Origin of the sequence: Streptomyces sp. ISL-10, from assembly GCF_018614575.1 — a bacterium.
Lineage (GTDB): Bacteria > Actinomycetota > Actinomycetes > Streptomycetales > Streptomycetaceae > Streptomyces.
In genome coordinates this window covers 1-25,023 of record NZ_JAGGOJ010000008.1, presented here as the reverse complement: position 1 = coordinate 25,023, position 25,023 = coordinate 1, and the positions used below count along the sequence as shown (strand labels likewise).

General features: G+C 71.6%; 18 protein-coding genes and 1 pseudogene. 5 read left to right on the top strand and 14 right to left on the bottom strand.

Annotated features, from left to right (window positions below):
* Positions 1–17 precede the first annotated feature (17 nt).
* Positions 18–1,172, bottom strand: a complete 1,155-nt coding sequence (locus tag J7E88_RS08945) for an acyl-CoA desaturase (RefSeq protein WP_215179052.1) — start codon at positions 1,170–1,172, stop codon at positions 18–20.
* A 449-nt stretch (positions 1,173–1,621) separates the two neighbouring features.
* Between J7E88_RS08945 and J7E88_RS08940 the strand changes: the two genes are divergently transcribed.
* The 5 genes and pseudogenes from J7E88_RS08940 (at position 1,622) to adh (ending at position 9,802) form a co-directional block, all read left to right on the top strand.
* Positions 1,622–4,594: a DEAD/DEAH box helicase gene (locus J7E88_RS08940; protein WP_215179051.1), complete on the top strand. Its 2,973-nt coding sequence runs from the start codon at positions 1,622–1,624 to the stop codon at positions 4,592–4,594.
* The gene (locus tag J7E88_RS08935; RefSeq protein ID WP_215179050.1) at positions 4,591–5,913 is read left to right on the top strand and encodes an SWF or SNF family helicase; all 1,323 of its coding nucleotides are present in this window, start codon (positions 4,591–4,593) and stop codon (positions 5,911–5,913) included. The genes J7E88_RS08940 and J7E88_RS08935 overlap by 4 nt, the downstream gene beginning before the upstream one ends.
* A gap of 447 nt (positions 5,914–6,360) precedes the next feature.
* Positions 6,361–6,835, top strand: a pseudogene (locus tag J7E88_RS08930) (N-acetylmuramoyl-L-alanine amidase).
* Positions 6,836–6,901: 66 nt separating this feature from the next.
* Positions 6,902–8,155 carry a GAF domain-containing protein gene (locus J7E88_RS08925; RefSeq protein ID WP_215179048.1) on the top strand — a complete coding sequence of 418 codons (1,254 nt, stop codon included), beginning with the start codon at positions 6,902–6,904 and terminating at the stop codon, positions 8,153–8,155.
* 123 nt (positions 8,156–8,278) lie between these two features.
* Positions 8,279–9,802 (top strand): aldehyde dehydrogenase, encoded by a 1,524-nt coding sequence (adh, locus tag J7E88_RS08920; RefSeq protein ID WP_215179046.1) that lies wholly within the window; start codon positions 8,279–8,281, stop codon positions 9,800–9,802.
* A 382-nt stretch (positions 9,803–10,184) separates the two neighbouring features.
* Here adh and J7E88_RS08915 read toward each other — a convergent pair whose 3' ends face one another.
* From J7E88_RS08915 to J7E88_RS08855, 13 genes are all read right to left on the bottom strand, one after another.
* A complete protein-coding gene (locus J7E88_RS08915) occupies positions 10,185–11,318 on the bottom strand; it encodes an ABC transporter substrate-binding protein (RefSeq protein ID WP_374196255.1) in 1,134 nt (377 codons plus the stop codon).
* 359 nt (positions 11,319–11,677) lie between these two features.
* Positions 11,678–14,503, bottom strand: a complete 2,826-nt coding sequence (locus J7E88_RS08910) for a SpoIIE family protein phosphatase/ATP-binding protein (protein ID WP_215179044.1) — start codon at positions 14,501–14,503, stop codon at positions 11,678–11,680.
* Between the two features lie 585 nt (positions 14,504–15,088).
* A complete protein-coding gene (locus tag J7E88_RS08905) occupies positions 15,089–15,259 on the bottom strand; it encodes a thiocillin family RiPP (RefSeq protein WP_215179042.1) in 171 nt (56 codons plus the stop codon).
* Positions 15,260–15,354: 95 nt separating this feature from the next.
* Complete coding sequence (locus tag J7E88_RS08900; RefSeq protein WP_215179040.1) at positions 15,355–15,525, bottom strand: thiocillin family RiPP; 171 nt, start codon at positions 15,523–15,525, stop codon at positions 15,355–15,357.
* A 120-nt stretch (positions 15,526–15,645) separates the two neighbouring features.
* The gene (locus J7E88_RS08895; protein ID WP_215179038.1) at positions 15,646–15,810 is read right to left on the bottom strand and encodes a thiocillin family RiPP; all 165 of its coding nucleotides are present in this window, start codon (positions 15,808–15,810) and stop codon (positions 15,646–15,648) included.
* A gap of 120 nt (positions 15,811–15,930) precedes the next feature.
* Entirely contained in the window at positions 15,931–16,098 is a 168-nt protein-coding gene (locus tag J7E88_RS08890; RefSeq protein ID WP_215179036.1) for a thiocillin family RiPP, read from the bottom strand.
* Positions 16,095–17,030, bottom strand: a complete 936-nt coding sequence (locus J7E88_RS08885) for a thiopeptide-type bacteriocin biosynthesis protein (protein WP_215179034.1) — start codon at positions 17,028–17,030, stop codon at positions 16,095–16,097. The genes J7E88_RS08890 and J7E88_RS08885 overlap by 4 nt, the downstream gene beginning before the upstream one ends.
* A 1-nt stretch (position 17,031) precedes the next feature.
* Positions 17,032–19,407, bottom strand: a complete 2,376-nt coding sequence (locus tag J7E88_RS08880) for a hypothetical protein (RefSeq protein ID WP_215179033.1) — start codon at positions 19,405–19,407, stop codon at positions 17,032–17,034.
* Between the two features lie 5 nt (positions 19,408–19,412).
* Entirely contained in the window at positions 19,413–20,555 is a 1,143-nt protein-coding gene (locus J7E88_RS08875) for a PqqD family peptide modification chaperone (protein ID WP_215179032.1), read from the bottom strand.
* Positions 20,552–21,229, bottom strand: coding sequence for a nitroreductase family protein (locus tag J7E88_RS08870; RefSeq protein WP_215179031.1), 678 nt, complete (start codon positions 21,227–21,229; stop codon positions 20,552–20,554). The genes J7E88_RS08875 and J7E88_RS08870 overlap by 4 nt, the downstream gene beginning before the upstream one ends.
* A complete protein-coding gene (locus tag J7E88_RS08865) occupies positions 21,220–22,971 on the bottom strand; it encodes a hypothetical protein (protein ID WP_215179030.1) in 1,752 nt (583 codons plus the stop codon). Before J7E88_RS08865 ends, J7E88_RS08870 begins: the two co-directional genes overlap by 10 nt.
* Positions 22,971–23,621 carry a TOMM precursor leader peptide-binding protein gene (locus J7E88_RS08860; RefSeq protein WP_215179029.1) on the bottom strand — a complete coding sequence of 217 codons (651 nt, stop codon included), beginning with the start codon at positions 23,619–23,621 and terminating at the stop codon, positions 22,971–22,973. Before J7E88_RS08860 ends, J7E88_RS08865 begins: the two co-directional genes overlap by 1 nt.
* A gap of 11 nt (positions 23,622–23,632) precedes the next feature.
* Positions 23,633–24,997, bottom strand: coding sequence for a YcaO-like family protein (locus tag J7E88_RS08855; RefSeq protein ID WP_215179028.1), 1,365 nt, complete (start codon positions 24,995–24,997; stop codon positions 23,633–23,635).
* Positions 24,998–25,023 lie beyond the last annotated feature (26 nt).

Genomic DNA, 25,023 nt, shown 5'->3' with positions numbered 1-25,023 from the left:
CTCCACTGGAACAACGCTCACGCCCGCCCGCCGGTTCCCGTGGCACCCTCGCGCAGAGATTGGCCGACGTCGTGCAGATGGGCCAGGGCCTGGCGGTAGGAGTCGAGCAACCCGGTCTCGGTGTACGGAACGGACAGCGCGCGGCAGTGGGCGCGGACCAGGGGGCGTGCGAGCGCGAGATGGGGCCGCGGCATGCTCGGGAAGAGATGGTGCTCGATCTGGTAGTTGAGGCCGCCCAGGAACCAGTCGGTGAGGGGGCCGCCACGGATGTTGCGGGAGGTGAGGACCTGGCGGCGCAGATGGCCCCAGTCCTTGCCGTGTTCGCCGTCGGGCATCTCCATGCCCTTGTGGTTGGGGGCGAACGCCATGCCGAGGTGGAGCCCGAGGACCATCTGGTGCAGCACAGCGAAGACGAGGGCCTGGGCCGGCGGCAGGGTGGTCAGCAGCAGGGTCGCGTACGCGGCGACGTGGGCGAGGAGCAGGACCGCTTCGACGGCCCGGTCGCGCCCGCTCTGGCGGACCGAGGGCGTACGGGAGAAGACCGCCCGGAATCCATAGACCTTCAGCGCGATGCCTTCGAGGGTGGTGAGGGGGAAGAACAGCCAGGCCTGGTGCCGGGTGAGCCACCCGTAGAGGCCCTTGCGCCCGGTGGCCTGCCGGCTGGTGAAGACCAGGACGTCGGGCGCGACGTCGGGGTCCTTGTCCACATGGTTGGGGTTGGCGTGGTGCCGGTTGTGCTTGTCGTTCCACCACTCCTGACTCATACCGAGGAGCAGGTTGGCGTGGACGAGCTGGATGAGGCGGCTTCTGCCGCGGTCGCCGGTGATCTGCGCGTGGCCGGCGTCATGGCCGAAGAAGGCGCCGCGGGCGGAGAACAGGGCGAGGAGCGGTGCGAGCAGGAGCACCCACCAGGATCCGCCCGCCAGCGCCATGCCGGTGATCACCGCCGCGAGCGCCAGCAGGTTCACGGTGATGCCCCGGGCATACCAGCCGGGTCGGCGTTCCAGGAGTCCCTGCTCCTTGACGCTCCGCAGCAGTGGCGCGAACTCGCTCCCGGCACCCGCACGCCCAGGCGCTCCCCGTCCGGCCCCGCCGTCGGGCGCTCCCGGTCCGGTGCCGCGGGCGGGTGGCTCGGCGGCACGGGCCGTGAGGGAGGCGGTGGCCTGAGGCATGGCGATCTCCGGTCTGTAGGAGCCTTGGATGCAGAGCTTGGAATGCAGGACCTGGGATGCGGGACCTGGGACGCAGGACTGGCGAGGCTGGGATGCAGGACTTGGAACGCAGGACTGGGGATCGCAGCTGAGGTCGGGGGCCGGACCGGCTGCGACGCCCGGGCCGGCGGTCGGTGCCGGGTCGTCCTCCGTGCCCGCCGCACGAGTGCCGCGACCTGCACACAACGTAGGGATCGCGGTACTGCGGGGGCCATGACGCCACCACCCGGATCCCTCGGGGGCAGACCCGCCCACCGGACTGGTGCCGGCTGCACCGCTCTCGCCGCGCCCGTCGGAGGCAGTGGTACGCATCACACGCCGATCGCGCGCGCGACATGACGTGAGTCGGCTACCCTCGGCGGCTCCGGCTCCAAGTAGTCAAATTTGAGGAATGCGTCTTCACTGTGCACATGCCTCCCACGGCACCGCCGTCCCCGTCCGCCGAACCCGCACTCTCCCTGGCCGCCGTCCACGCCCTCGCCGGCTGCCCAGCTGTGTTCCTGCCGGGCGATCCGGCCAGGACCGGCCGCATGGCCTTCCTCCTGCCCGACTCTCTGCCCGACTCCCAGCCCGACTCCCTGCCCGACGGTGACCTGTCGCCGGTCCCCGACGGCCGCGTCGGCCTGCCCGGCCGGATCACGATCGTCACGGACGACCTGCGCACTTGCGAGGTACCGGCACTGCTCGTGCCCATGGGCGACGCACTGCCCCTACTGACCCGCGCACGCACCCTTCCCGGTGCGTCGGGCACGGCCGCGTTCTGGGGCGCCGCCGCGGTGGTCGCGTTGCAACTGGCCGCACGCGGACTGCTGTTGCCCGGGCTGAGCGCGACCGACAACGACGCGTGGCGCATGGGGCCGCTCACTCCCCAGGACCTGGACCGGCTGCGCACGCTCGCGGCGTCCATGCCTCCTGCCGCGCATGCGGTACCTCTCGCCCCCGCGGCGGAAACGCTGCTGCTGCCCGAACCGGAGCGGCTGCTGCGGGAGTTCGTCGACGCCGTGGCCGACACGCTGCCCCGCAGCCCCGCGGCTCCGCTCGCGGCGGGCGGTGCGGCGTTCGCCGCCCAGGAGCCTCTGCGGCTGCCCGACCAGCGCGCCTGGGTGGCCGACATCGCCGCCGGACACGACGCCGGCGTACGACTGTCCCTGCGTATAGAGGTGTTGGGGCTCGACGTGGCTCACGCGGATGCGGACGGGGACGGTCGGCCGGCGTTCCGGGGCGTGGTGCAGATGCACAGCGTGAGCGATCCGGCTCTGGTTGCCGACGCCGCCGATGTCTGGGCCGGTACGAGCCCCTCCGCCGCCGCCTTCGGCTCCCGTACCCGGCTCGACGCCCTGCTCGCGCTCCGTCGTGCCGCGCGCGCCTGGCCTCCGCTCGCCCCGCTGCTGCACGCCGCCGTGCCCGGCGCGATCGAGCTCGCCGACGAGGAGATCGCCGAACTTCTGGGCGACGCCACGCGGGCCCTCGCGGCGACCGGGCTGCAGGTGCACTGGCCCCGGCAGCTGGCCCGGCGTCTCACCGCCCGCGCGGTCGTCGGGCCGGCGGACGGCGGCGCGACGGACACGCGGACAGACACGACAGGCAGCGGGGCCGATGCGGTCGGCCGGGAGTCGTCCGGGCTGCCGTCCTTCCTGTCGGCCGACGCCCTCCTCTCCTTCAACTGGCGTTTCTCGCTCGGCGACAAGGAGCTCACGCGGGCCGAGCTGGACCGACTCGCCGAGGCCGGGCGCCCCCTGGTGCGGCTGCGCGACGAATGGGTTCTCATCGACCCCGAGGAAGCCCGGCGGGCCCGGGCCGGCCAGGACCGCAAGCTGGCGCCGATCGACGCGCTCGGGGCCGCGCTCACCGGTTCCGCCGAGGTCGACGGCCGGCGCGTCGAGGTGACGGCGTCCGGGCCGCTGGAACGGCTGCGCGAAGAGCTCACAGACCCGGAGGGCGGCCGGCAGGAGGTCGCCCAGCCCACCGCCCTGGCCGCCACCTTGCGCGACTACCAGCTGCGGGGCCTCAACTGGCTCCACCGGATGACGTCGCTCGGCCTCGGCGGCTGTCTGGCCGACGACATGGGGCTCGGCAAGACCATCACGCTGATCGCGCTCCATCTGCACCGGCAGACCGAACCCTCGGCCGCGGGGCCGACCCTCGTCGTCTGCCCCACCTCCCTGATGGGCAACTGGCAGCGGGAGATCGAGCGTTTCGCCCCCGGCACGCCGGTGCGGCGCTTCCACGGCCCGAACCGCTCCCTCGACGGCCTGGAGGAGGGCGAGTTCGTGCTGACGACGTACGGCACGATGCGTCTGGACGCGGCACGGCTCGCCGGGGCTGCCTGGGGCATGGTCGTTGCCGACGAGGCCCAGCACGTGAAGAACCCGTACTCGGCGACCGCCCGGCAGCTGCGCACCATCGGGACCAAGGCGCGCGTCGCGCTCAGCGGAACGCCCGTGGAGAACAACCTCTCCGAACTGTGGGCGATCCTCGACTGGACCACACCGGGCCTTCTCGGCCGGCTCGGCACGTTCCGTACGCGCTACGCCCAGGCGGTGGAGGGGGGCGACCCCGCGGCCGCCGCCCGGCTCTCGGCGCTCGTCCGGCCGTTCCTGCTGCGCAGGCGCAAGTCGGATCCGGGCATCGCGCCCGAACTGCCGCCCAAGACCGAGACCGACCGCACGGTGTCCCTCACCGCCGAACAGGCCGGACTGTACGAGGCGGTGGTGCGCGAGACCCTCGCCGCGATCTCGGAGGCCGGCGGCATGGAACGGCGCGGTCTGGTGGTCAAGCTGCTCACCGGGCTCAAGCAGATCTGCAACCACCCCGCGCAGTACCTGAAGGAGGAGCGTCCGCGGATCGCGGACCGCTCCGGAAAGCTCGAACTGCTGGACGAGCTGCTGGACACGATCCTGGCCGAGGACGCGAGCGTGCTGGTGTTCACCCAGTACGTGCAGATGGCACGGCTCCTCGAGGAACATCTGGCAGGGCGGGGCGTGCGGACCCAGTTCCTGCACGGCGGTACGCCCGTCGCCGAGCGCGAGGCCATGGTCCACCGCTTCCAGAACGGCGAAGTGCCGGTCTTCCTGCTGTCGTTGAAGGCCGCGGGCACGGGGCTCAACCTCACCAGGGCGGAGCACGTGGTGCACTTCGACCGCTGGTGGAATCCCGCCGTCGAGGCGCAGGCCACCGACCGTGCGTACCGCATCGGCCAGGACCGGCCCGTGCAGGTGCACCGGCTCATCGCCGAGGGCACGATCGAGGACCGTATCGCGCGGATGCTGGACAGGAAGAAGGAGCTTGCGGACGCGGTGCTCGGCACCGGCGAGGCGGCGCTGACAGAGCTGACCGACGCCGAACTGGCGGAACTGGTGGAACTGCGGGGGGATGGACGATGAGCGGGTCACCTGACATGGAGCGGACGTTCGACGCGTTGCCTCCCGCCCGGGGCAGGGGCTTCGCGCAGACCTGGTGGGGGCAGGCCTGGCTCAAGGCGCTGGAGGACACCGCGCTGGACGGCGAACAGCTGAAGAAGGGCCGCAGGCATGCCCGCGAGGGCGCGGTCGGCGCGGTGTCGGTGCGTCCCGGCCGCATCACCGCGGTCGTCCGTGACCGGGACGGCACCGGGTACCGCAGCGATGTGCTGCTGCAGGAACTGGACGAGGAGGAGTGGGACCGGTTCCTCGACATGGCGGTGGACCGGGCCGGCCACATCGCCGCCCTGCTCGACCGGGAGATGCCGCCGCACCTGGTGGAGGACGCGGCGGCGGCCGGAGTGGAGCTCCTGCCCGGGATCGGTGACCTGGAGCCCGAGTGCGGCTGCGACGCGTGGGACCACTGTCCGCACACGGCCGCGCTCTGCTACCAGGTCGCTCGCCTGCTGGACCAGGACCCGTTCGTGCTGCTGCTGATGCGGGGGCGGGCGGAGCGAAGGCTGCTGGACGAGCTCCAGGCGCGCAGTGTGGCGCGCGCGAGCACACCGTCACCGCGGGAGCCGGAGGGTGCGGGGGATGCGCGGGATGCAGAGGTGCGGGATTCTCCGGGGGTACGGGCGGACGAGACGTTCGCGGCGCGGGACATCCTGCCGCCGCTGCCGCCTCCTCCGCCCCTGCCGGAGGAGGCGGGCCCCGCGCCCGCGCTCGACACGGAGACGCTTCCGGCGCCCGGTGTCGACCCCAACGCGCTGGAGTTCCTCGTGGAGGACGCTGCCGTGCGTGCCCTTCTGCTGCTGATGCAGGCACTCGCGCCGGGGCACGAGGAGCATCCGGCGCCGCCCGTCCTGACGCGCGACCAGGACGCGGTACGGATGGCGGCGTCGTCCCCGGGACCGGTCGTCGCGGGCCGTATCGCCGCCGGCACGGGGCGCGATCGTGCGGAGCTCGCCCTCGCCGTGCGGGCGTGGCGGTACGGCGGTGCCGCCGGACTCCAGGTCCTGGAGGAGGACTTCGCACCGGACCCGGCGCTGCTGGCACGAGCGGAGACGGCCCTCGACGAGGCGTGGGCGGAGACGGACGCGTCCGGCCGCCCCAGGCTGCGGGCGGCAGGCGTGGCGCGATGGACGGTGGTCGGTGGGCAGGTGCAACTCCGTCTGGGCACGGACGGCCGGTGGTGGCCGTACCGCCGTGAGCGTTCGGTGTGGGCCCCGGCGGGTCCGGCGTCCGCGGACCCGGCGTCGGCGCTGGCGCTGGCGCTGGGCGAACGGGCGGCGGAGGACTGACGCCCTGGGACGCCGCCGGCGGCCCGGCCGACCACGCGCACTTCGGCTCCGGCGGCACGGAGTGCCGGGCACGGACGGCCGGGCCCCGGGCCGCCGGGGCCGCGCCGTCCGTCGAGGACGGCGGGTGACAGCCTGCCGGGTACGGGCCGTTGGACCTGGTGCGTGGCCGGCCCGCGACTACCGCCTGTCCACGCTCGACGCGTACCAGCTGGTCACGCAGGCGGGCGAGGCGCCCCTCGCCAACGTCTGCGACACCAACTACACCTGTGTGGCGAAAATCCGCGAACAGTGGCTGCCGGCGGGGGATCCTCATGGCATTCTGCACCGTCATCTGCGGGAGGTCTCCGCCGTCCTGCCGCGCCCCGGACACCCCCCGAGAAGAGGTCCCATGGACCGCAGGGGTCTGCTCCGGGGCGCCGCCGCCACCGCAGCCGCCGGCATACTTGTATCGATGGCGAGTGGGTGCCCGCGACGGCGTCCAACTGCACCGGTCCAGCCGGCCTCCGGCGTACTCCGTCCGATACGTCGTCGTCCATGTCGCCCAGGAGACGTACGCGGACACCCTGGAGATCTTCAAGGACCCGGCCAGGAAGGTCTCGGCGCACTACGTCGTGCGTTCTTCGGACGGGCACGTCGCACAGTGCGTGCGGGAGCGGGACATCGCCTGGCACGCGGGGAATTGGGACTGCAACACCCGCAGCATCGGCATCGAGCACGAGGGCTGAATGGACCGTCCCGCGTACTTCACCCCCGCGATGTACGAGCGGTCGGCCGCGCTCACGGCCTGGGTCTGCGACCGCTACGGCATCCCCAAGGACCAGTCGCACATCATCGGCCACCACGAGGTGCCGGGCGCACCCACACCGATCCGGGCCCGCACTGGGACTGGACCCGCTACATCCGGCTCGTCGACTTCGCCTGACCGTCGCCGGTGCGCGGTCCTTGTCGGACCCGGCCGGCCGAGTGACGATGGGCGCGGGAGGGCGATGTGAGCGATCCATGGGTGGCCCTGGAGCCAGGCGCTGATCCGGCGCGACGCAGCGCGGCGCTGCGCCGGGCGTACGACGCGTATCTGACGGCCGGCCGTGTCGAGACGCCCGTTCGGCCCGAGGTGGCCGACTCCTGGCGGCGCTCCGCGCGTGCGCGGGTCAGCCCGGAGGGCGTGGCGGGTGTGGACCTCGACGGGGAGGATCTCAGTGCGTACCGGGACGGTCATGTGCTGGCCCGGGTGATGCCGGTGATCCGTGAACTGACGGGCGCGTACGCGACGGACGGCGGCCATCTGGTGGCCGTCTGCGACGCGCACGGCCGGCTGCTGTGGGTGGAGGGTCCGCCGGCCACGCGCCGGAGGGCGGACCGGATGAACTTCGTTCCCGGCGCCCGCTGGGCCGAGGCGGTCGCCGGCACGAACGCGCCCGGCACCGCGATCACCGTGGGACGGCCGGTGCAGGTCTTCGCCGCGGAGCACTTCCGCAGACCGGTCCAGTCGTGGACGTGTGCCGCGGCCCCGATTCACGATCCGGCGACGGGCCGCGTCCTGGGCGCGGTGGACATCACCGGCGGGGACCAGCTCGCCCATCCGCACAGCCTCGCGTTCGTCGGTGCGGTCGCCCGCGCCGCTGAGTCGCAGCTCGCGCTGCTCGCCCCGGCGCCGCGGGCCGACTGCCTGCGGCTGACGGCGCTGGGCCGGGACGAGGCGGTGCTGGTCGCCGCGGGCCGACGACTGCGGCTCAGCCGGCGGCACAGCGAGATCCTCGTCGTCCTGGGCGGCCGTCCCGACGGCATCGGCGGCGACGAGCTGTTGGTGGAGCTGTACGAGGACGAGACGGTCACGCCGGTGACCCTGCGCGCGGAACTGTCCCGGCTGCGGCATCTGCTCGGCCCCGGTCTGCTGCGCTCACGGCCCTACCGGCTAGCCGCCCCGGTCGACGCCGACTTCGACACGGTGGCGCGGCGGCTGGCGTCCGGTGCGGTGACCGGTGCGCTGGGGGCGTACGCGGGGCCGCTGCTGCCCTCGTCCCAGGCGCCCGCGGTGGTGCGGCTGCGCGGGCGACTGGAGAACCAGTTGCGTGCGGCGCTCATTGCCCGCGGCGATCCGGCGCTGCTGGCCGACTGGGCGTACAGCACGTGGGGCGAGGACGACCTGCCTGCCTGGCGGGCGCTGGCGTCCGCGCTGCCGCCCGACCGGCGGACGCCAGCGCTGGCGCGCGTGGCGGAGTTGGACGCCTGGCAGCGCGGGTGACGACGGCTTCGCGCGCCCGGCTGCGCACACGAACGCGCGCAACCTGGATGCAACCTTTCGCTTTCTAGCCTCTGCGGGAGCGCCGCCCAACGGCGGGCGGCGCCTGCACCGGGAGGCCTGTACATGACCCGATACGCGAAGCCGAACGCCGAAGGCTCCGTCGTCTCCTACGCGTCGCGCTACGACCACTGGATCGGCGGCGAGTACGTCGAACCGGCCCGTGGGCAGTACTTCGAGAATCCGAGCCCGGTCGACGGCAGCCCCTTCACGGAGATCGCCCGCGGTACGGCCGAGGACGTCGAACGGGCCCTGGACGCGGCCCATGCGGCGGCGCCGGCGTGGGGCCGCACCTCGGCGGCCGAACGCGCGGGCATTCTGCTGAAAATCGCCGACCGGATGGAGGCGAACGCCGAGAAGCTGGCGGTCGCCGAGACATGGGACAACGGCAAGCCGGTGCGCGAGACGCTCGCCGCGGACATTCCGCTGGCGATCGACCACTTCCGCTACTTCGCCGGCACGCTGCGCGCCCAGGAGGGCGCCCTCAGCGAGATCGACGACGACACGGTGGCGTACCACTTCCACGAGCCGCTGGGCGTGGTCGCGCAGATCATCCCGTGGAACTTCCCCATTCTGATGGCGACATGGAAGCTGGCGCCCGCGCTGGCGGCGGGCAACGCGGTCGTGCTGAAGCCGGCCGAACAGACCCCGGCCTCCATCCATGTGTGGCTGAGCCTGGTGGCCGATCTGCTGCCGCCCGGCGTCCTCAACATCGTCAACGGCTTCGGTGTGGAGGCGGGCAAGCCGCTGGCGTCGAGCCCACGGGTCGCGAAGATCGCGTTCACGGGCGAGACGACGACCGGGCGGCTGATCATGCAGTACGCCTCGGAGAACATCAAGCCGGTCACGCTGGAGCTGGGCGGCAAGTCCCCGAACATCTTCTTCGACGACGTGTGGGCGGCGGACGACGACTTCCGGGACAAGGCGCTGGAAGGCTTCACCATGTTCGCCCTCAACCAGGGCGAGGTGTGCACCTGTCCGTCACGTGCGCTGATCCAGCGGGGCCACTACAGCGAGTTCCTGGAGGCGGCTGTCGTGCGCACGGAGAAGATCGTGCCCGGACATCCGCTGGACACGGACACGATGATCGGCGCACAGGCGTCCAACGACCAGCTACAGAAGATCCTTTCGTATCTGGACATCGGCCGGCAGGAGGGCGCCAAGGTCCTGACGGGAGGTCAGCGGATCGAGTACGGCGGGGAGCTGGCCGGCGGCTACTACGTGGCGCCCACGATCTTCGAGGGCGACAACCGTATGCGGATCTTCCAGGAAGAGATATTCGGCCCGGTCGTCGCCGTCACGTCCTTCACGGACTTCGACGACGCGATCGCCACGGCGAACGACACGCTGTACGGCCTGGGTGCCGGCGTCTGGACGAGGGACGGCAGCACGGCCTACCGGGCCGGCCGGGCGATCCAGGCGGGCCGGGTGTGGACGAACTGCTACCACGCCTACCCGGCGCATGCCGCGTTCGGCGGCTACAAGCAGTCGGGCATCGGCCGCGAGACGCACAAGATGATGCTGGACCACTACCAGCAGACGAAGAACCTCCTGGTGTCGTATTCGCCGAAGAAGCTGGGCTTCTTCTAAACGCAGAAAAAGGGTGCCTGAACAGGGGCAGATGCCCGTCAGGCACCCTGTTGTCCGCTGATTGGGATGCGCGGGTAGATCACCGAGGAGGACAACGTCGACTCCCCCGTTTCGGCGGTCGGCCTCCTGTCCGGCTCCGTGCCCGCCCGGACGCGGTGCCGTCATCCACGCCCTGGGGCGCGCGGACCAGCAGCATCAGGGTGGGCGGCCCTGTCCCGCGCGGTCCAGGACCGCTGCCGCCCACCCCGACTCCGTCCCGTGTCGAAGACTCCTCCCGCCGCCGGCTGATCCCAGCCACTCCACATGCCTGTGACGACCGGGTGCCGCATGCCTGACATCACCCGGCCCGGGGACCGGACGCGTGATCCCTCACGCGATGGGTTCAGCCTCCTACGGCCTTCGCCCAGCCCCGGTCGACCGTCACCCTCGCCTTCTCCAGTTGCGCGTCCGTGGGGAACCGGGGCTCCCCCTCGACCGTCGGCAGTTTTGCCGCGGCGTCCTCGTCGAGGGTGCCGTCCTCGCGCATGGTCTCCATCAGTACCGGACGGGCGTAGCCCTTGAGCCGGAGGTTCTGGCCCGTCGCGCTGAAGAGATACTCCTGCCACAAGCGGGCCGCCGCCGGGTGCGAGGCGTTCATGTTGACGGCCAGGGCGTAGTACTGGGCGAAGCTGCCGTCGAAGGGGATCGCGACCCGCCAGTCCAAGCCCTTGCCGCGGAACCGGTCCGAGTAGTCGAGGTTGACGTAGTCCCAGTCGATGCTGATGGGGGTCTCGCCGGTCTCCACCGCGGTCGAGGTCGACTCGACGGGGTTGAAGTTGCCTCGGTCGTTCAGCTCGGCGAAGAAGTCGAGGCCGGGGCGGATGTCGTCGAACGACCCCCCGTTCGCGAGGGCGGCCGCATAGACGCCGGCGAAGGCGGTGTTGGAACGGGTGGGGTCGCCGTCGAGCGAGACCTTCCCCTTGTACCGGGGGTCCAGCAGATCGCCGAACGTCCGGGGGCAGGGCTTGACACGGTTGGCATCGCAGCCGATGGAGATGTAGCCGCCGTAGTTGTTGTACCAGCGGGCCTCGCTGTCCTTCTGGTTGTCCGGGATCGAGTCGTACGCGGCGACCCTGTACGGCGCGAGCAGGCCCTGCCGGGCCGCTGACCGGGCGAACGTGTCCCCCACGTCGATGACGTCGGGGGCGTCGGCGCTCTTCCCGCTCTTCTTGATGGCGTCGATCTCGTCCTGGCTGGATCCCTGGGGATCGGCGACGGTGACCTCGATCCCGTACTTCTTCTCGAAGTCGTCGATAAGACCGCCGTAGTTGGCCCAGTCCCGCGGAAGCGCGATCGCGTTGAGCGCGCCCTCGACCTTCGCCGCGGCGATCAGCTTGCTCATGCCCCCCGCCTCCGCTGCCGAGGTGGCCACCGACGGCTTCACGGGCGTGGCCTTCGGCGTCTCGGTGCAGGCGCTCAGGATCAGGAGGGTGAGGCAGCCTGCGGCGGCCGCTGTTCGGACACGAGGTGCAGTCACGATGGCTCCAGGACACAGGGGGTCGGGAAGGCGCGGGGGCGGGCACGAGCGGTTGTCCACCGGGGCAGGTCCGGCAATTCGCCGGATACGACGCGCCCTCGGGGGACGAGCAGCGGCGCTGAGCGGTCTTGCGTCGAGATGCGGCGGGTGGCATCCGCGGCAGGGCTTCACGGTCGAGGCACGTACCCGAGCAGTCGGTTCAGCAAGGCGCGATGCTCCGGGGGCGCAATCCGGGTCGGCGCAGCCTCCGGCCGCCGCGCCGATCGTTCCGGCCGGAGGAACGGCGGCGGGCCGGAAGCCGTGGCCCGGCCCGTGGGGCGTGGCGGGCGAGCGGTCGCACGGCGACTTCGCCATGCCCCTCACCGTGCCGCGCCGTTCTGCTCCCCGCCTTCGCCGGAAAGCCGCTCCTCCTCGTCGAGCAGGATCTCGGCGAGCCCTTCCACCGAGGGGCCGGCGCCGGCGTGGAGGGACAGTTCGGCCCAGATGACCTTTCCGGTGGGCGTGTAGCGGGTGCCCCAGCGTTCGGCGAACCGGGCCACAAGGAAGAGACCGCGGCCGCCCTCGTCGGTGACCTTGGCCCGCCGCAGTCGTGGTGAGGTGCTGCTGCCGTCGGAGACCTCGCAGATCAGGGCTCGGTCACGGAGGAGCCGGACGTTGATGGGCTCGGTGCCGTAGCGGATGGCGTTGGTGATCAGCTCGCTGAGGACGAGTTCGGCGGCGAAGTCGATCTGCTCGAGGCCCCATTCCCGGAGCCGCCGGACACAGGCAGCGCGGACCGGGGCGACCACCGCCGGTTCGCGGGGCACCTGCCATTCGGCGATCCGGGTGGGATCGAGCCGGTGCGTGCGGGCCACCAGCAGCGCGATGTCGTCCCGGGGCCGGTCCGGCATCATGGCGTCGACAACCGCGGCGCAGGTGTCCTCCGGGGAACGGTCGGGTCCGGCCAGCGCGTCGCGCAGGGTCGCCATGCCGACGTCCAGGTCGCGGTCCCGGTCCTCGATCAGCCCGTCGGTGTAGAGCACCAGCCGGGAGCCCTCAGGCACGGTCAGCTCGGCGCTCTCGTCGGGCAGTCCGGTTCCGAGGCCGAGCGGCGGGGAGATCGGCAGCTCGGGGAAGTTCACGGTCCCGTCGGGATGGACCACCGCCGGTCCCAGATGGCCGGCGGTGGCGACCGCCAGTTGCCCGGAGGCGGGGTCGTAGACGGCATACAGGCAGGTCGCGCCGGTGATCCCCTGACCTTCCCCGTCGGCGACGGCCTCGTCGCTGTCGATCTGGGCCACCAGATCGTCAACGCGGCCGAGCAGTTCCTCCGGCGGGATGTCCAGGACGGAGAAGTTGTGCACTGCGGTGCGCAGTCGGCCCATGGTGGCCGCCGCGTGCAGGCCGTGCCCCACGACGTCGCCGACGACCAGCGCGACCCGGGCACCCGACAACGGGATGACGTCGAACCAGTCCCCGCCCACCCCGGCCCGGGCGGGCAGATAGCGGTAGGCCACCTCCAAGGCCGTCTGCTCGGGCACCCGGCTGGGCAGCAGGCTGCGCTGCAATGTGACGGCCATGGTGTGCTCGCGGGTGTAGCGGCGGGCGTTGTCGATGCACACCGCCGCCCGGGCGGCCAGCTCCTCGGCGAAGGACACGTCCTCCTCCTCGAACGGCGGGGAGGCGTTCGCCCGCCAGTAGTGGGCCGTTCCGAGCACCACCCCCCGGGCGCGCAGCGGGACAAGGATCAGGGAGTGAATGCCGTGGTCCAGGATCCGGCGGGCGCGGTCGGGGTCCTGGGCCCGCCAGCCCTCGGAGGCGCTCAGGTCCTCCACCAGGACCGCTCGGCCGTCGGCCGCGCCCGCGGCCATGGGGTGGGCGGCGACGAAGCGGATCAGCTTGCCGGCCGGGGAGAGCAGATGGTCCCCCTCCAGGCCGACGACGGCGGTGCGGCGCAGCTCGGTGCTCACGCCGGAGGGCTCCTCACCGTGCAGGACCGGGTCCAGGAGCTCGACGGTGACGACGTCGGCGAAGCGGGGGACCGCGACCTCCGCGAGTTCCTCAGCGGTGCGCGTGACATCCAGGGTGGTCCCGATCCGCACGCCGGCGTCATAGAGCAGCTCCAGCCGTTGGCGCGCGGTCTCGGCTCTGCCGGAGAGAGCCCGCAGTTCGGTGGTGTCCCGCAGCGTCACCACCCTGCTCGCCGGGCCCTGGGGAGCGGTGAACCTCTTGTTGACGGCGAGGAGCCGGTCGGCCGCCAGGTGCACCTCGTCGGTGGCCGAGCGATCGGACGTGAGCAGCCCGGCGAGGTCGGCGTTCAGCCCCAGCGCGCTCACGTGGCGACGTTCCGCATCCTCCGGCAGGTCGAGCAGGCGGCGGGCCTCGTCGTTGGCCAACAGCAGCCGGCCGTCACCTCCGACGATCAGCACTCCTTCCCGTACGGCGTGGAGGACCGCATCGTGGTGCTCGTACATCCGCGTCATCTCGGCCGGGCCCAGGCCGTGGGTCTGCTTCTGGAGGCGACGGCTCACCAGTGCCGACCCACCCGCGGCGAGGGCGAGTGAGCCTGCCACGACCCCGAACAGGACCGGCAGTTGCTGGTTCACCCGGTCCTGCACGTTCCCCACCGTGACGACGGAGGAGACAATGGCGACGGCCGAGTTGTCGGTGTCCTTGACGGGGACGGCCGAGATCACGGAGAGCCCCAGGGCACCCTGGAAGGTTCTGGTGAACGACTTTCCTGCCGCCGCTTCCGCGTAGGGGCCGATGACGTGCTTTCCGATCTGCTTCGGGTCGCTGTGGGTGAGGGTGATCCCGTCCCGCCGGTAGACGATGACGGCGTCGACACCGGCGGCCCTGCGAACCGCCTCGGCGCTCGGCTGCAGCAACTCTGTGGGGTCGGGACTCTCCAATGCCGTCAGGAGCCCTGGTGATTTCGCGAAGGTCTCGGCCGCGGTGAGCGTCCGGGTCCGGGCGTCCGCCATGCTGTCGCGGCGCGCCTGCAGTACGAGGGCCACCAGCGCGGCAACGACGACCAGCACCACGACCGCCAGTTGCAGGAGGAACACCTGGCCGGCGAGGCTGCGCACGCTCAGCACGGAACGCAGGCGCCGCAGCAACCGCCGCGCGCTCCACCTACCGGGCGCCTGATCACTCCCGGGCGACTTGGGCGATCGATGCCCGAGTCGCCCCAAAAATTTATACATGGAACATTTCTATCGTTTTCGGCTACCGATCACGGGGCGATCGGGGGGAGGACCGGTCCCGGTGGAGCCGCCGGGCGTTTCGGCCCGCCGCGCCCGGACTGGCATCCGGCCGCGAAATCGCCTGCCGGAAGTCGGGCGCGCGCGTGATCCGGTCCTGCGACCTCCAGCAGGGAGGTGGCCGCTCCCCGCCCAGCCCGGCCCGGCGACCTGGGCTTTTGCCCATCAGGCGCCTCCCGAACTCCCCGTTCACCACAGGGCCCGGTTTGCGCGGCAACTTCCCTTTGCCTCTGACAGGACCGCCGCTCCTGAACCATTGCTTCCGGACCAGTCACCGACCAGGAGCCGGACTCAGCCGATGCTGTCGCTTGGCTGATGCGGTCCCACTCCTGCATGGACAGCTCGATGAGGCGGTTGGCCTGCTCGCGGACGCCATCCAGGAACTTGGCGTGGTGGCAGACGAGAACCTCAATACTCCGGCCGGCGAGGCTGCGCACACTCAGCCCGGCCAACGCCGGGTCAAAACGCGCCAGCGGCGTTCATGGGGGCCGCGCGGCCCCCATGAACGCCGTGTGACGCCGTAACTCGTCAGCCCTTGCTACCCGCCGTGGAGGCGCTGCTCAGTGAGGCCGCCGGGCAGGAGGCGCAGGAGATGGTGCTCGCCGAGCCGACGCAGCCGGCCGCGGCAGCCGAGTGCGTCTGAGGGAGCACCTCCAGCTCGGGAATCTCCTGCTCCAGGATCAGGTCCAGGTCGTGCATGTCTATTCTCCAGTCAGAGTCGAGGGGTCGGCCCGCCGAGGCCGGAGTCCGTGCCCGGCTCCCCCCAGCGGGACGATTGGTTCGGTCGGCTCCGGTCAGCCCGCGCTGCCCAGCGTGGCCGCCGTGCCGTAGGTCATGACAGGGCAGGATGCGGAGCCGATGCAGCTGGCACTTCCAGCGGTCCCCGCCGCAGCAGCGGAGTGCGCGTCGGGAAGCACCTCGAGCTCCGGGATCTCCTGGTCGAGATGCAGATCGAGGTCGGTCATGGGGTATCTCCCTTCGGGATCGACGTCCGGCCCGTGAAGGAACCGGACACGGCGCGGCACGTCCACGCCGGGTCTGTGGCCCGCCCGGCCTCGACCAGGCGGGCGGAGAGGAGCGCCAGGTCAGGCGGAGCTCGCGCAGCCGGCGCAGCCGAACGTCCCCGCCGGGGTCGAGATGCTGCTGCCCGTGGACAGGGACCCAGCAGTCGAGGCGGCGGCGGAGTGGGTGTCGGGAAGTACCTCGAGTTCCGGGGTCTCCTGGTCGAGATGCAGATCGAGGTCGGTCATGGGGAATCCTCCTTCGGGATCGACGTCCGGCCCGTGAAGGAACCGGACACGGCGCGGCACGTCCACGCCGGGTCTGTGGCCCGCCCGGCCTCGACCAGGCGGGCGGAGCGGAGCGCCAGCTCAGGCGGAGCTCGCCGTGCCGACGGTTCCGAAGCACCCGGCCGGTGTGGAGAACGAGCCCGCGCTCCCGACGCTGCCGGCGCAGCTCGCGACCGCGGCGGAGTGGGTGTCGGGAAGTACCTCGAGTTCCGGGGTCTCCGCGTCGAGGTGCAGGTCGAGGTCGGTCATCTGGATCTCCTTTCAGGGTTGGGTCGCGGCGCTGGGATTCGCGCCGGGTCTGTGTCCGACCGGTGGCGGAAGGGGGGAGCCTGTGCGGCCACGCGCCCCAGGACGGCTTCCTCGAGGGGAAGGAAGCCCAGCCGGTTGAGGGTCATGTGCAGCTGCATGAGGAGCAGCCGGGACGCACGTGCGGCCGGATCGGCGTTGAGCGCCCGCCGGACACCGTCGGCCAGCGTCCTGCCCAGCTCTGCTGCCGCGACGGCGAGGGGTGACTCGTCCCGGTCGGCGTCGGCAACCGCATCCTCGGTGAGCGTCGGCTGCCACTGCGCGGCGATGTCCTCCGCCTGTCGCAGCTGTGCCAGGTCGCCTCCGAGCGCGGCTGTCCAGTGCTGCCAGTGCAGTCGCCAGAACCGCTCGCGCTGCGCGGCCCCCAGTTCTCCCAGGCAGCCCCGCATCACCTGGACCGCCAGCCGGGCCCGGCGCGCCCGGTCCGCCCCGGTGGCGGCCACGATCTCCAAGGACAGCTCGCTGCTGGCCTGGAACAGCGCCTCAGCGATGTCGACGGCTGCCGGCTGTCCGTAGTAGGCGTGCTCCCGCCCGTACAGCCCGAAGCTCAACCGTCGTTGCCCTTGCGCGGGGATGACCTCCTCGGCCCTCGGGTGCAGCCGCTCGACCTCCCCCCGGGCGGGCGTGCGTGCTGCTTCCTCCCTCCAGAGGTGTCTTGCGATGGCGTAGCACTCGTCCATGGCGCGGGGGCTGCCGTGGAAGCGCAGCCGTATATGAGGGCCTGTCATGTCCGCGTACCGGACGAAGAACCACTTCCGGGCGCCGGCACGCAGCGCCTGCTGCGACCATGGCGGCACGAACTGGCGCAGGATCAACTCGCCGTCGGCGTGGTCGCAGTGGTGGATTCGGGCATACAGCCACTCCTGGGCCTCCACGTCACGCGCCTCCGTGTTCGAAGCCGGGGCTGCAGAAGTGCAGTACGTGTTCGGCTGCGCGGGGCTGCACGCCGCCGTCGACGCCATGTCCGGCGCGCCCAGGGAGGCATTCGGTGAACACCAGCCGCCGTGTCCCCGCCTTCTCCGCCAGGTGGGTCAGAGCCTGCATGCCGGTCGGGGAGGCGAACGCCAGCCACACGGGTTTGCGGATCCTGTCCTCGCGCATGGGCACGCCGGTCTCCGCCCGGACATACACCTCGGCGGGCAGACCGTGCGCCCGCCGCCACCGGTCCATGCGCTCCAGGAAGTCCACCAGGGACTCGCCGGATGTCCTGCGCGGCACCTCGGCCGCCGCCACTGTTCGGCTCTCCCGTCGTACGACGACCCCGGCAATGCTGCGGCGGGGCAGGTGGTCGCCCTGCTTGGCCGTGGATTGCTGGAGCGGAACCGCCGCATCGGCGAACTCGGGCGGCGCCGACCAGGGATCCGCGATGACCAGCAGTGCACGTTCCGGGCCGCCGATGAGGTGCTGCGGGACCGTGCCGAGGTAAACGGGGCCGACTACGGATCCGGACCTCCGGCGTAGTTCAAGGGCGTGGCGCGTCGGGTCGTGGAACAGCTCCAGCTCCTCGATGTCCACACCGGGCCCGAACTGCCGTGGTGCCGTGGGCCAGTGCAGGGCAGGCAGGAGCCCGCTGCTGTCGGCCTGCAGCGGATTGGCGATCCGGGCCGGGACGAACTCCAGCAGCTCGGCGTCCGGATACAGCGTCCGCAGCCACGCGCGGATGTGGTCGGCGAGGCCGTCGGCGCCGCTGAAGAGACGGTGGAACCGTGCCAGCAGCCCGCCGGTGCCGGTGGAGAGGTGGTTGACGACGACGAGCGGCTCGCCGGCCGGGTCCTCGCCCGCGCCCTGGCACAACACAGCCACGCAGGGTTGGCAGCTCGACCGGCCCGGCCTGGCCGGCCGGTCGGCGGGAGGGCCGTCGAGGGTGTGTGGCCAGCCTGTACGGGCAAGGTCACGGCAGAAACCGAAGACATCCGAGCACACTCCGCCCGGCCCGAACCGGCTCACGAACTCCTCGGTCATCGCACGGTAGGGGGCCGAGACCTGCAAACTGTCGCAGGCGGCCCGTGCGTGACGTCGAAGGGCATCGCGCTGACGCGGGTCCAGCGGCGCTGCGCTGACCGATGCCGCCCGGTCCTCGTAGAGGGTGGTCACTTCGGTCAGGGGCCAGCCGGCGGCGCCGAGTGCGTGCAGCGCCGATCTCAGATTGCCCTTCACCTCGGCCAGTGCTCCGGCCCGCTGCTGTACGTCGCCCCTTGCCATGGTGGCCAACTCGGCGGCGGCAGTGGCCAGATGGTCCCCGGCCTTGCGTGCGCAGGGCTCGGGAGCCGAGACCAAGCGGGTGGTGAGCCAGTCGAGGAGTTCGTCCTGCGGGCAGGGGTCGTCGATGTCGATCAGGCCGCTTTCCAGGTGCCTGGCCAGGCGCCGCCGGCTCAGCTCGCCGGGGACCCGCACTGCTTGGGTGAGGTCTGGGCGCCGGCGGGCGTCGACAGTCTCCTCGTTGGACCAGCCGAAGCCGTCGCCCGCGTGGAGCTGCGGCTCGCTGAGCCAGGCCCAGCCGGGGCCGGTGCGCAGGGACCTGTTGACGCGCCACTTCAGTTCTTCTCGGATTCCTGGACGGCTTGCAGCCTCCCGCAGCAGCACCCGTGTGATCAGCGGGTGCAGGCTGACCCGGGGCTGGGCCTGGGCTGCGGCCCGGTCGTAGGCGAGTTCGGTGAACGACGACAGAGGACTGGTCTTCAGTGCGGCCCGCACGGCGTACCTGTACGCGGTCAGGCGCGCGCCGCGGCTGAGCTGCTTGGTGGACGGCCGGCGGGTGCGGTGCGAGAACACCGGTGAGACGATCGCCAGGGCGTTGGCGAGTGCCGGCTCGGCCACCAGCTGCCGCAGGGTCCGTTCCTCACGGATGTCGGCATCGGCGGCTGTGTCGCCCAGTTGGGACCTCAGGGCGGACAGAGCCGCTGACCAGTGGGTCCAGCGGTCGAGTACGGCGGTGTGTGCCGGGTCCAGCCGCGAGCGCACCTCGGCCAGCAGGTCGGCTGCCACCTCCGTCGGTTCCCCTGCATGGGCACGTCGGCGCCAGTCCAGGACCTTTCGGCGGGCGGCAGCGGAGGACATGTGCGGTACCGCCGCGTGCAGCAGGTCGCTCATCGTCGGAGCGAGCGCTTCCAGGGCGCGCCGGGCTCCCGCGATCCTCTCGAGCGCCTCGGCCACCTCGGGGGCGGCGAAGGTGGTGACGAAGTCCGTGGGGAGGCCGGCCACTCGGCTCATGGCCGGGCCTTCCAGCAGCGGAGTCGTGGGGGTCGTGGTCACTGCCCTCACCCGACCAGGACGACGAGGGACCGCAGGCACAACCCGGCGATGAGCAGGGCGTAGGCGAGACAGATGACCCCGAGCATCCGGTAGCGCGCGCGTTGGGCCGGGCTGCGGGTGGCCAGCCAGCTGGGGGGCGGCTGCCGCAGGACCAGGCACCGCAGCGCCGTGAACGACCGTGCCCGCAGGTTCACCGCACCGAGGCCCGCTTCCAGCGCATGGTACCCGTCGGTGGGCAACAGCGGGTTGAGGTTGGCGACCAGCAGCGCCGTCTGCACAAAGACCAGCAGGCCGAAGGCGTGGCCCACCTGGCCGCCCGCATGACCGGCGACGAGAGCGTGACCGCCGAGCCACAACACGTCCACCGACACACCGGCGAGTGCGATCACCACCCTGGCCCGGCGGCTGGTCAGCCTGTAGGCGTCGGTGCGGTCCACGTAGGCGGCCGGCACCACGTAGAACAGCAGGCCGATGCCGATCTCCCGCACCGGGACGTCGTAGTAGCGGCAGGCGACCGCGTGACTGAGCTCGTGGACCGCGGTCTGTACGAGCATCGTGCCGATCAGAACCGACCACCCCCACGTCAGTCCCGAGACCGACAGCCGCTCGGCGGCGCCGGGCGCGGAGACGGCGAACCAGACGGCTGCCAGGGACAGCAGCACCGCCGCACACCACAGGAGAGCGAACACGCGGGGCGCACGCCGGAGAACCGCGGCGACAGGGTCCAGCAGTCGGGACACCCGCGGGCCGACCAGCGCGCGGTGCGGCATGTGGCTGCGCCGCGCGAAGCGCACCTGGGAATGGCGATCGTCGGCCGCGGGCGGAATGTTCAGCAGTCCGGCGGCGCGCAGTTCACCGAGGAAGAGCACGATGATGTGCTCGGTGGACTCGGGATCGGCCCCTGGTCGTACCACTCGGGCGGCGAGCTCCCGCCCGGTCATCGTTCCGTCCAGCGCCTTCAGGATGGCCGCGCCGCTGCGGGAGAGGCGGGTGTAATGCCCGGTCCCCGCGTCGAACGCGATCAGTTGGTGGTTGATCCCCTCGGTGATCTCGACGCCCCGCCGGATCGCCAGGTATTCGGTGTCCAGCCAGGCGTCCGCCGCAGGAGAGATGTGCGGAACCTGGTCGAGGCGGTGGCGTGCGCTCATCGCCCCTCCCTTGCGGGCGGCTCATTCGATCGAGGTTCACCAAGTGCCAGCCCGAGCAGCTGAGCCTGGTGGAACCCGTCGATGCCCAATTCAGTGCGGCCTGCCGCGTTGAGGACCCCGGCGAAGACCGTGCCGACGGCACCCCTGGACAGAGCCGCGAGCCACATCGCATGCGCGAGCGCCGCGCCCCGTGCCAGCAGGAGCCTGTGGCCCGAGGCGCCGTGGCGGCCCGTGGCCTGAGCCAGGTCCCCCAGAGCCAGGACGAGGACCGGGGCCTGGGCAAACTCCAGTTGCAGCACCAGTTCCTCCGCCGGAGGCATCGGTTGGGCCTGGCGGACCAGAGCCTCGCGTCCGGGGTCGTAGTGGTAGTAGCCGTCCGGCAGGCCGCCGACCCGCCGGGCCAGGACTGCGGCCGTCGGCGTCGGCAGCGTCGGGAACGCCGGCTTCCAGATACGGTCGTCCTGCTCGCACGCGTACTGCAGGACTCGTGCCAGCGTCCCCACCTCCATGGGGCCGGACGCCCACTGCCGCACCGCGCTGCGCGTGCGCAGCGCTTGGACCGGGTCTCCCGGAAGCGGGGGCGGGGTCGCAGGGCCGGCGAAGACGCCCGTCGGCTGGGCGGCACCGGTATGCAGGAGGTCTTCGGTGAGCTGGTTGATGTCGATCAGAGGCATGGCCGGTTTCCCCCGCTGGTGAGTTGGACGACCGCGGCGATCAGGGGCGGGCTGCTGACCCCGAGCAGGCTTTCCCTGTGGGGCCGCCATCGATCGGGGTCGAGCAGGCGGTAGTCGAGCCCGGTCAGGTTGGCGACAATCGCGAGTTGGGCCAGGGCGCAGCCGACGTCCAGGTTGCCCACCCGGTAGGAGAAGGGCCCGTACTTCCGGGCGACTCGGGCCAGTTCGGAAGCGAACAAGAGATGGATCCGGGGGCCGCTGGTCGTGTCCGCGTCCACCGCGTCGTCCTGCACCGTCAAGTGGTCGGTGTGCGGGTGCATCGCGGTGAGTGCGTGATCGGCCGCGTCGTAGTAGTGGACGCCGTCGGCCATCCCCGGACAGCCGCGGAGCAGCAGATAGGCGTGTGGCGAGCCGAGGTTGCCCCCGGTCGGAGCCCAGCGCAGCACCCGCCCGGGTTCGCTGCCGCCAGGCCGTTCCCGGGGCGTACGCAGACCGACGGTGAACCGCAGCACGGCCGCCAGTGCCTCGGGCCACTCCGGCGACTTGCCTGTCTCGGCAAACTCCTGCACGTCGGTCAGGGTCACCTCGGAAAGAGGTGTGCGCGGATTGTTCGGGTACCGCAGCCGCTCGAACTGCAGGCCCACGTTCTCGGGCCGGAAGTGATGCTGATGCGCCTTGGGATTGACCAGGTGACGTGGGGGAAAGCCGACGGCGTACTCGTAGTGCAGCGCTGCCTCGCCCGGCCCAGGGTGTCGCGCACCGGCAGAAGTGGGATAGCAGGTGGTGCAGTCCGCCTCCGGGGTGAGCTTGTAGGTGGTGGTGCCGGCGGCACCGAGGTCGACGACCAGCTGTCCACCGAGGGATGCGGCCGGCTCATTGCGCAGCAGCGCGGCACGTATCTCCTCGGCGATGAGCGCGGTGACGGCTGTGTCATGCGGTGTGGGCACCCCCGTGGCCATGTACCGGCCCGTCGGGTCAGGCACCGGGCGGACGGCAGCCCAGGCGCAGCGGGCGCAGGCGGTAGCGGAGGGATCGACCAGGGGTCCCACGGTGATCCGGTCGCCGTCCTCGCCGGCCAGCAGCACACGGAGCCCGTCCTCCGCACATGTCCGCAGGACGCTGTCGGCGACCTCTGCCGGCGCTGACAGATCGAGCACGACGAGTGCGGCCGGGTCGCTCTCCCGCCTGTCGTACGGCGCAACGTTCACGATCCCCACGTCGGCCAGCGCATCGCGCAGTGGCCTGTGCCAACCACTGCGCACCGCCAGCCGGACGACCGCCTGGGCCGCGGCGTACGCCATGTGGCTGGAGTGGGGGAACACGCGGCTGCAGTCCAGGGTCCGCGCCATCCACGTCGCCGCCTGCGGTGAGGGGCTCGGACCGGGCAGCGGCTCCATAGCGGCGTCGGCGTCCTCCAGCAGTCCCGCGAAGTACAAGGTGGCCACTGCCTTGTGGACGGTCGCCAGGCTCCATCCGGTGACCTCTGCCAGTGCGGCCAGATCCCGGGTGCCGTCCAGCAGCGGGAAGAGGGTCTCGCGGACGGTACTCGCGGAGTCCCCGCGCAGGTGCTGCCGTTCGGCGGCACCGTCGACGACGACTCCCTCGGGTGTCTCGACCACATGCAGCCCGCGGCACAGCTGGGGCCGCGACGGCAGGCGGAACTGCGGGTCGCTCACGACGGCCTGGCTCATGGCCGTGGCGGGGATCCCCCGCTGTGTCGAGTGGGTCTCGATGGTGTTCATCAGCGGTTCCCCTCCGGTGCGTCGGCTGCAAGGTCGGCCGCCAGGTGCCGCCATCCGTCGTCCGGGTGGGGCGGCGTGCCGCACTCCCCGCAGCCGTGCACGCCGACGACCGTGTCGCCGACGAGCGTCCGGGTCAGCACGTTGTAGAACACGACCCGGCCCGGTCGGGCGCCGGTAGAGGTTCTGTACCGGTGGACCAGGTCAGTGGCGAGGGCGGCGGCCATCCGGGCCTGTGCGTCGGTGAAACCGGACACGCCGCTGTCCGGGTCGGCCGCCAGAGAGGCGCGTAGCGCCTGGGTGACGGACGGACTGCGGTCGTGCTGCGCGCGCCGCTTGAGGTAGCAGTCGTGGCAGGGACCTCCCCGCGGCACGACCAGAGGTCCGACCCTGATCACGGGGTACTCGTGGACGATCGGCAGCCAGGGTGTACGGCAGGCGCTGTGCACGCGGGCCACCCGGTCGAGCAAGGCCGGCTCATGGCGCCAGGTGGCCACCAGGCGCAGGCCTGTGTGGGGCCACTCGGCGGACCAGCGGCCTCGCACGTCGGCGCGCAGGGACGGCCCGCCGGTCATGGTCTCCAGGTGACCGGCGACCCGCTCGCCGAAGTCCCCGGTCCACAGCACATGCGTGGGCGCGGTGGTGATGGACATGTCGGTTGCTCCTAGGCGAACGGCTGGGGCTCGGGGTTGAGGCACGCTTCCGGGTGGCTGACCAGACCCATCGCTGCCGGCGCCCGGTACAGCCGGGGGTGGTCCAGATACCGGTTGCGGTGCACGAAGGACAGCGGCATGAGTTCCGGGACGATCACCCGCACCGAGCGGAATCCCACCTGCCGCGCTTCCGCCGTCGTGAGCTCCACGGCGATCACCTCGGCGCCGACGGCCGCCAGCCGGTCGACGAGCCACCTCACGTGGCGGGCCGGGGAGCCGTCCGGCGCGATGGGCAGGTCGGCCAGTCGGCGGGTGGGCCGGGGGCGGCGCAGCAGGAAGTCGAAGGCGTCCCTCTTGCCGGGGCGACCCATGTGGATGGCGCCGTGCAGGACGCTGGTGAAGTTCTGCGGATCGTCGGGGACCGAGCGCCTGGCCTGGAGAGCGATGCGGGACGAGGCCGCCTCTCGGTAGATCTTGCGCACCACGTCGACGGGGTCCGGCCCGGTGGCGCACATCACCAACTGGGACAGAGCGTCGTTGTGGTCACTGAGGACGACCGCGTAGACGGTCGGGACGCCTACATCGGAAGTGGCGTCGTAGAACCGGTAGCGCACGAAACCGTCCCCCACCCGGCGCTGCTCCTCACGCAAAGATGGCTCGTCGTGCACGTCGATCTCCGCCAGCTCCATCCGCTGAAGCCACACCAGGGAGATGGCGTCGCGCTCGATGGCTTCGCAGATGCCGTTGACCACCGCCTGATTGACGTCGGAGTGGATGGCGCAGCCGGTCGAGATCGGATTGGCGATCCGCTCGCCGATCACCTCGTGATGGGTGAAGAGCCAGACGTAACTGACGGGCACCCACACCGGTCGGCTGCGGGTGAGCGACCAGCCGCGCACCCACCGCTGGGGCAGCGACTTGTCCGGCCGGAGCAACCAGGCGGCTTCATCGGCGAGCTCTGCCGTTGAGCAGCGGGGCAACGCATCCAGATCAACCGCCTCGTCCCCGAGTTCCTCCGCGGTCGCCCAACGGACCAGCTCCGGCTGGTAGAAGGAGTTGGTGTAGCGCTCCAAGGCCTCGGCCACGCTGATCAGCCGGGCTCGTGCGGGATCGGTGCCGCCGCCCGCCCCGTCCAGCCCGTCCGGCTGACTGGCCTCGCTCGCCCAGAGCACCGTGGGGTCCCCGATGGCAGAAACGAAGACTGAGTACTCGGGTTCGCCGGGAAGCGGCGGGAGGCGCTGGCATCCCTTGACGGGGCGTACGGCCGGGCCGATCAGTTGCTCAAGCCGGCGCAGACCGCCCAGGCCGTCCTCCTCCGGGGGGTGCTGTGGACCCGCATCAGCCGGAGCAACCGCGCCCCCAACTGTCTCAACCATCAGTCGTCCTTAAGAATGTTGGCGGT